We start from the raw sequence: 1,567 nt of genomic DNA, 5'->3' as shown, positions 1-1,567 counted from the left end.
GCAGCACCGGCCCGATCCACACCTGGGCGCCGAACGGCCGAGCCAGCAGCCACGGCCGCCCGGACCGCCGGTGCTCGGCGTCGACCACGGCCAGCCGCGGGTCGAGGTAGTCGGCGCAGAGCACAACCGACAGGTCGGCGGACCCGGCGTCCCCGCGCACCACCCCGAGCCCGGCGCCGGCGAGCGCCCGCTCCACCGCACCGGGATCCACTCCGTCGGCGCTGTCGCCGACCGCCGTCAGCCGCACGGTGCCCTGCCGTGCGGCGACGAGGTCGGCGTCCACGCCGCACGCGTCCCAGTAAGCCAGCGCGCGTTCGTCACCGAGCCGGTCTTCGTCGCTCTGGCTGCGCAACGTCACCAACCCGGCGTCGACGAGCTGCGCCAGCAGCGCGGCGACCTCTTCCGGTGCCATCCCGCCGGGCCGGTCGCGCAGCAGCCCGTCGAGGTCGTGCGTACCGTCCAGCAGCGCGGCGAGCGACTCGATCTTCGCCCCCCGCATCGCGATCACGCCCTGTTCGGAGAACAGGTACGCCCCTTTGCCCGCCCTGACCTCCGCCCGGAGGTGGCGCCGGAAAGCCGGGGCCCGCGCCGGCGTCGGTCCGCCGTCTTCGGGAACCCGTGCGTTGACAGCTGTCGTGCGCATCGGCTCTCCTGCCGGTAGCCGGGTGGGGCGGGACGAGAATCTGAATCCTGCTCCACCGGAGGTCTACTCAGCCAGTGCGGCAAACACGGAGAAGTCATGCGAAACGCATGGGTCGACATGGAAAACGCACGGTGCGCCGATGCGGCACTCACTGGCCGCGCACGGCGCCGAACCGTCACCGTAGACATCGACGCCCGCGGCGGAATGGTGCGTCACGGGGCACCGTAACCGAGCTCGCGGCCCTGCGCGATCCGGGGGTGGTGCCCGGCCTGGCACCCGAGACAAGTGAGGACCCGAGTATGCCTACCTCTGCTCGCACCTACGGACAGTTCTGCGGCCTGGCCCGGGCGCTCGAGATCGTCGGCGAGCGCTGGTCGCTGCTCGTCGTCCGTGACCTCATGCTCGGCCCGAAGCGGTTCACCGACCTGCAGCGCACCCTGCCGCGCATCCCGGTGAGCATCCTGACTTCGCGGCTCAACGAGCTCGAGGAGTCGGGTGTGGTCCGCCGCCGCGTGCTCTCGCAGCTGGACGGCGGCATCGTCTACGAGCTCACCGAGTACGGCACCGAGCTCGACCACATCGTGCTCGACCTCGGCCTGTGGGGCTCGCGGTCGCTGACCTACCCGAAGCCGGACGAAGTCTTCACGCTCGACACCGCGATCATCTCGCTCTACACGACCTTCCAGGAGGAGGCCGCCTCCGGCGTGCACGTCAACTACGAGCTGCACCACCCCGGCGACATGGTCGTGCACGCGATGGTCGACGACGGCGCGCTCAAGGCGTCCGCGGGCGCGCTGCCCGCCGCCGACCTGGTGATCGAGCCGCAGGGGCCGGCGCTGCTGGACCTGCTGAACGGCAGCCTGTCGGCGCCGGACGCGATCGCCAGCGGCAAGGTCCGCGTCGAGGGCGACCCGGCGCACCTGG

Annotated in this window: 1 protein-coding gene and 1 pseudogene; one reads left to right on the top strand and one right to left on the bottom strand. The window is 71.9% G+C overall.

Translation table 11 applies throughout. The features are described 5' to 3' along the window. Positions 1-643, bottom strand: a pseudogene (locus tag G3I65_RS47310) (hypothetical protein); the annotation flags it as partial. A 299-nt stretch (positions 644-942) separates the two neighbouring features. On the opposite strand from G3I65_RS47310, the gene G3I65_RS47305 reads away from it, so the two are divergent. Further along, the coding region (locus G3I65_RS47305) for a winged helix-turn-helix transcriptional regulator (protein ID WP_160701903.1) at positions 943-1,567 on the top strand (625 nt) is incomplete at its 3' end.

This window comes from Amycolatopsis sp. SID8362 (assembly GCF_010550475.1).
Lineage (GTDB): Bacteria > Actinomycetota > Actinomycetes > Mycobacteriales > Pseudonocardiaceae > Amycolatopsis > Amycolatopsis eburnea.
This window is presented reverse-complemented; position numbering and strand designations above follow the sequence as displayed.